Here is a 5,854-nt window from a genome sequence, read left to right as displayed (position 1 = left end):
CGAACTGGCGCATGGGTTTTGCCGGCGACACGTTCAACACGCTGTGGGCGCTGCACGCGTTGAGCGAGAACCGGCCCGCAACCTATGTCTCGGCCTTCGGCGACGACCCCTTTTCGCAGGACCAGATCGGCTTCTTCGCCGAAAACGGCATCGGCGTCGGCTCCAGCCCGGTGATATCAGGCGCGCGGCCCGGCCTCTATGCGATCACGCTGACAGGTGCCGAGCGCTCCTTCACCTACTGGCGCGGCGACGCCGCCGCCCGGCAGCTTGCCTCGGATCCCGCCGCACTGTCGAAAAATCTTGAAAATCAGGCGCTTGTGTACTTTTCCGGAATCACTTTAGCAATTCTGGACGATGCGGCTCGCAAGACGCTGCTGGAAGCTGTGGCCAGGGCACGTGCCGCTGGCGCGCTGATCGCCTTCGATCCCAATTATCGGCCACGGCTTTGGCGCAACCGCGAAAGCGCGCAAGCAGCGATCGTCGAGGCACTCGGCGTGACCGACATCGCCCTGCCGACCTTCCCCGATGAGCAGATGTTGTTTGGGGATGCAACGCCGCTGGCGACCGCCGAACGGCTCAGGCAATGGGTCGGCGAAGTTGTGGTGAAGAATGGCGAGCAGCCGGCACTGATTACCGATGGCGGAACATTGCATGACGTGCCGGCGATCCATGTCGCGGCCCCCGTCGACACCACCGGCGCCGGCGATTCCTTCAACGGCGGCTACCTCGCGGCGCGTCTTGCCGGCCATGGCCCGCGCGAAGCGGCAAGCCGCGCGCATCGCGTCGCCGCCGCTGTAGTCCAGGTCCGCGGCGCCCTGGCACCGTTCGAGACGCTACGAGCAGCGTTCGAAAACTAGCCGCATGGAACCCTATGGAAGGCGGAAGCGGTATTCCGTCACGTGGTGATAAATCGCACCCGGCCAGAGCGTTGCCTGTGGGAAATACGGCCGGTTCGGCGCATCCGGCCAGATTTGCGGTTCCAGGCAGAAAGCGGAAAACGCCTTGTAGTCGCGGCCTTCCAGCCCCTTGCGCGGCGTCACATACTGGCCGGTATAGAGCTGAATGCCTGGTTCCGTGGTCCAGACCTCCATCTCGACGCCGGAACTGGCCCCTTGCGTCCATGCCGCTTGCCGCAGCGGCCCGCGCGTCGAGGCAAGGCAGAAGTTCTGGTCGTACGGCAGTTGCTCACCCTCGGTCTCCATGCGCAGCGGCCGTGCCTGGCGGAAATCGAAGGGCGTGCCGTCAACTGGCTTGACAACGCCGGTCGGGATCATGTCGCTGTCGACCGGCAGATAGGCGCCGGCGTTCAGCATCATCCTGTGGTCGAGAATGTCACCGGCACCGCCGTCATCGAGGTTGAAATAGGAGTGCTGGGTGAGATTGCACAGCGTCGGCTCCTCGCACGTCGCCGTCAGCTCGACGCTCAGTGTGCCGGGGATCTTCAGCCGATAGGTGCAGGTGACGTCGAGCGCGCCGGGAAAACCCATCGCACCCTCGGGATCGTGCAGCGTCAGCGTGACGAAGTCCCGGCCATGCAGCGAAACCGCCCACGGCCGGTGCGAATAGCCCTGCGATCCGCCATGCAGCGTATGCTTGCCGAGGAAATTTTGCTCGGTCTGGTAGCGGTTGCTGTTAATGGTGAAGCGGCCGTCGCGGATGCGGTTGGCATAGCGGCCGACGACGGCGCCGAAGAAGGCGTTGTCGGCCTCATAGGCCTCCAGAGTGTTGTAGCCGAGCACCAGCGGCGCATCGTGACCGGTCAGGCGCAAATCCTGGATGATGGCGCCAAGCCCGATAATGTTGGCTGTGAGGCCGCCGCCCCTGATGGTGAAGCGGCGCACCGGCTCACCCGCCTGCGTCGTGCCGAAAACCTCGCCGTCCTTCATCGCCATGCCCGCAAACGTCAGTTAATCCCAGGATTTCGGCTGGTTTTCTCGACCAAGGCGGCGGGCCAGGCCCGCCGACCTCAGGAATAGCGTATCAGAGGCCGAGGCCGCCGATACAGACATATTTGGTGTCGAGGTAATCCTCGATGCCCTGATGTCCGCCTTCCTTGCCGAGGCCCGATTCCTTGACGCCGCCAAACGGTGCCTCCGGCGTGGTGATGAGGCCTTCATTGACACCGACCATGCCATATTTCAGCCCCTCCATGACGCGGAAGGCGCGGCCGAGATCGCCGGTGTAGAAATAGCAGGCGAGGCCAAATTCGGTGTCGTTGGCGAGCGCTATTGCTTCCGCTTCGGTCTCGAACTTGAACACCGGAGCGACCGGCCCAAAAATCTCTTCCTTCATGAAGCGCATCTTGGGTGTCGCATTGGCGATCACCGTCGGCTGGAAGAACGAACCGCCGAGCGCATGGCGCTTGCCGCCCGCGACGATCTTGCCGCCCTTCGAGGTAGCGTCGGCGATCAGATCTTCCACCTTCTCGACCGCCTTCTCGTCGATCAGCGGTCCCTGCTGCACGCCTTCCTCGAGGCCCGAACCGACCTTCAGCCCATTGCTGGCGGCGGCCAGCTTCTCGACGAACTTGTCATAGACGCCGGCCTGAACGAGGAAGCGGTTGGTGCAGACGCAGGTCTGGCCGGAATTTCGGTATTTGGCTGTGATCGCACCGGTGACGGCGCGGTCGATATCGGCGTCGTCGAAGACAATGAACGGCGCGTTGCCGCCGAGTTCCATCGACACCTTCTTCACGGTGACCGACGACTTCTGGATGAGAAGCTTGCCGACTTCGGTCGATCCGGTGAACGTGATCTTCGACACCAGCGGATTGGCGCAGATCTCGTCGCCGATCTCGCCGGCCGATCCGGTCAGGATGTTGACGACGCCCTTGGGGAAGCCGACTTCCTCGGCCAGCGCGCCCCAGGCAAGACCCGAATAAGGCGTCTGCGAGGCGGGCTTCACCACGGCGGTGCAGCCAGCGGCGAGAGCCGGGCCGAGCTTGCGGGCCAGCATCGAGGACGGGAAGTTCCACGGCGTGATGGCGGCGATGACGCCGACCGGCTCCTTGGTCACCAGGATGCGGCGGTCAGCCCATGGCGAGGGTACGACGTCGCCATAGGTGCGGCGGCCTTCCTCGGCGAACCACAGAATGTAGGCGGCGGCCGAACCGATCTCGCCCTTCGATTCGAACAGCGACTTGCCCTGCTCGATGGTCAAGAGCTCGGCGAGCACGTCCTGATTGTCCATCATCGCGTCATGCAGCTTGCGCAAGAGCTTCGAACGCTCGAGCGCGGTCGTCTTGCGCCAGGTCTTGAAGGCGGCGTCCGCCGCCTCGATGGCGCGGCGGGTCTCGGCCTTGCCTGACTTCGGCACGGTGCCGATCTTGAGGCCGGTGGCGGGATTGTTGACGTCGACCGTGAGGCCACTATCGGCTTGCACCCATTCGCCGTTGATGAGATTGGCCTGCCGCATGAAATGGCTGGTTTTCTGAAGCATGGTCTATCCTCCGTTCGGCGCACTGACGGGCCGGTCTGTGAAATCTTCGGTGAGCGTGCGCCATGATTTGAAGCCGGCACGCCGGAGCCACTGCTCTTTACCTAGGGCAAGGCCCGCAAGCAATCGCAAGATGGCATATAGGGGTTGGGCCAGCCCGGGACGAGAGCAGGTTTGCCGCTTCGCCTGGATTTGCGCATCGCCTACCCAAAGACATGCAGGACGACCGCCAGCCAGAAAGCCGTGGTGACGGCGGCGCAGGCGGTGGCGATGGTCATCTGGTTCGATGCCAGCGCCTGGCCGGTATTGAACTGTACCGCGATCAGATAGGAATTGACGCCAGATGGCATCGCGGCCACCATCACGGCCACCTTGGCTGTCAAGGGCGGCAGGCCGAGCAACCAGACGAAGACCAGGACCAGCGCCGGCATCAGGAACAGTTTCAGCGCCGAAAGCGCCAGCGCTGGTCGGACATTGCCCGAAATGCCGAAGCGACGCAGGCTGAGCCCCATGGCGAACAACGCCACCGGCCCCGCCGTGCCGGCCAGCGCATCGACCAGACGCATGGCGACATCGGGCGGCGGCGTATCGGTGATGCGCCATGCAAGCCCCGCTAAAATGCCGAGGATCAACGGATTCATGAACAGCCGCCTGAGGAAGCTACGGATAACACGCAAAAAATGCACGGGTTCGCCGCTGCCGCGGCCGAACACTTCAAACAGCACGATCGAGGCCATCAGCATGATTGGCAGATGCACCGAGACCAGCAGAGACAGCACCTCGAAGCCATCCGTTCCGAATATGCCGAGAATAAAGGGCGCGCCAAGCAGCACGATATTGGAGAACGCCGACGACACGCCGCCGACGACGCCGGCACGGGCATCCCTGCCGAAGACACGGGTGGTGACCAGATGGCCGGCGGCCCAGGTGATGGCGACTGCCGTGAAATAGACGAACCAAAGCGACCATGGCGTCACGCCATGGAAGTCGGACCGCACCATCGTCTGAAACAGAAGCAGCGGCATCGCTACGTTGACCGCGAAATCCGATATCCCCTCGCCGCTCGCCGGCCTGAGATAGCCGGTCAACCCGGCGAGATAGCCGAGCGCCACGAGGCTGAAGACGAAAAGCACGGTTTCTGTGAGCGGAGACATTTTTCAGGGATAGGCGAGCCATGCGCGCGGCGCAATCGCGCCCGAATTTGATCATCGTACGCTGGCAACGTTATACAGGGTTTGGAGTATCAGGGCGGACACGAACGGCAAATGACCTTTGTCGAAACCTCAGGATGCAATCTTCTCGCACGCATGTGGCTGACGGCTTTCGTCGCCGCCCTGTTTTGTCTTGCCGCGACGGCGCTTGCATTTGCCGAGGCGAAAAGCCTCAAGGGCGTGGCGCTGATCATCGGCCAGTCGAACTACCTGCACATCGCTGCCCTGCCCAACCCGGCCAGTGACGCCCGCGACATGGCCAAGATGCTGACCGACCTCGGCTTCGACGCCCGCAACGTCACCGATCGCGATGCTGCCAAGCTGAAGCGCGACCTCGAACGCTTTGTCGAGGATGCCGACGGTGCCGACGTCGCCCTCATCTATTACTCCGGCCACGGCATCGAGGCCGGCGGCGAGAACTATCTGGTTCCGGTCGATGCCGATGTCACGTCGCTGAAGGATGCCAACAACGCGCTCGTGCCGATTTCCGCCGTCATGGACGAACTGAAGAAGACAGTGCCCGTGACGATCATGCTGCTCGATGCCTGCCGCACCAATCCGTTTCCCGCGGACGCCGTGGTGCGCAGGGCGCCGACCGCGTCCGCCGAGCCCATCGGCGCCGGCGGGCTTGAACCGGTGCGTGGCGCCAAGGCGCTTGCCAATGCATCGGCGCAAGATGCCAGCCTGGGCACGGTGGTCGGCTTCGCCGCCGAACCGGGTCGCCCAGCGCTCGATGGCGCGGCCGGCGAAAACAGCCCCTATGCCGCTGCCCTGCTGCGCCACCTCGCGGCGATGAAAGGCACGGAGTTCGGCTCTGTCATGCGCATGGTGACGGAGGAGGTCTATCTCGACACCAAAGCGAAGCAGCGCCCCTGGGTCAATGAAAGCCTGCGCCGGCTGCTTTATTTCGGCGTCGCGCCACCGGAACCGACGGGCGATGACGGGCTGATCACCGGCGAGCGGCGACAGCTGCTTTTGACCATCTCCGACCTGCCCGATCCGAAGCGGGCGCAGGTGGAACTGGCCTCGCTGCAGGACGGCGTGCCGCTCGACGCACTCTATGGCGTGCTGAGGGCGCTGGGCACGGACAAGATCCCCGAGGACCCGACCGACCTGCAGAAGGTGCTCGACGCGCAAGCCGACCGCCTGAAGAAGATGATGTCGGAGCGCGCCGCACTGCGCACCGACGATCCCGAGATCAAGCGGCT

5 protein-coding genes are annotated in these 5,854 nt (G+C 63.8%); 2 read left to right on the top strand and 3 right to left on the bottom strand.

What is annotated here, in order from left to right:
• A partial coding sequence (locus C1D09_RS08860; protein WP_143973919.1) for a sugar kinase occupies positions 1–857 on the top strand: 857 nt, incomplete at its 5' end.
• Positions 858–869: 12 nt separating this feature from the next.
• On the opposite strand, the gene C1D09_RS08855 is transcribed toward C1D09_RS08860, so the two are convergent.
• The 3 genes from C1D09_RS08855 to C1D09_RS08845 all read right to left on the bottom strand — a co-directional run bounded on the left by C1D09_RS08855 (position 870) and on the right by C1D09_RS08845 (position 4,589).
• The gene (locus C1D09_RS08855) at positions 870–1,892 is read right to left on the bottom strand and encodes an aldose epimerase family protein (protein ID WP_143973918.1); all 1,023 of its coding nucleotides are present in this window, start codon (positions 1,890–1,892) and stop codon (positions 870–872) included.
• 88 nt (positions 1,893–1,980) lie between these two features.
• Positions 1,981–3,438: an NAD-dependent succinate-semialdehyde dehydrogenase gene (locus C1D09_RS08850; protein WP_143973917.1), complete on the bottom strand. Its 1,458-nt coding sequence runs from the start codon at positions 3,436–3,438 to the stop codon at positions 1,981–1,983.
• A gap of 200 nt (positions 3,439–3,638) precedes the next feature.
• A complete protein-coding gene (locus tag C1D09_RS08845; RefSeq protein WP_143973916.1) occupies positions 3,639–4,589 on the bottom strand; it encodes an AEC family transporter in 951 nt (316 codons plus the stop codon).
• A gap of 111 nt (positions 4,590–4,700) precedes the next feature.
• Here C1D09_RS08845 and C1D09_RS08840 point away from each other — a divergent pair.
• Positions 4,701–5,854, top strand: a 1,154-nt coding sequence (locus C1D09_RS08840; protein WP_208760361.1) for a caspase family protein, incomplete at its 3' end; no start/stop codon positions are given.

It is taken from the genome of Mesorhizobium intechi, assembly GCF_002879535.1.
GTDB classification, from domain to species: domain Bacteria; phylum Pseudomonadota; class Alphaproteobacteria; order Rhizobiales; family Rhizobiaceae; genus Mesorhizobium; species Mesorhizobium intechi.
The sequence above is the reverse complement of the archived record's forward strand: the minus strand, read 5'-3'. Positions and strand labels throughout refer to the sequence as shown.

Coding starts and splice junctions, on each gene's coding strand:
- C1D09_RS08845 (WP_143973916.1), bottom strand. CDS start 4,589: ATGTCTCCGCTCACAGAAACCGTGCTTTTCGTCTTCAGCCTCGTGGCG.
- C1D09_RS08855 (WP_143973918.1), bottom strand. CDS start 1,892: ATGGCGATGAAGGACGGCGAGGTTTTCGGCACGACGCAGGCGGGTGAG.
- C1D09_RS08850 (WP_143973917.1), bottom strand. CDS start 3,438: ATGCTTCAGAAAACCAGCCATTTCATGCGGCAGGCCAATCTCATCAAC.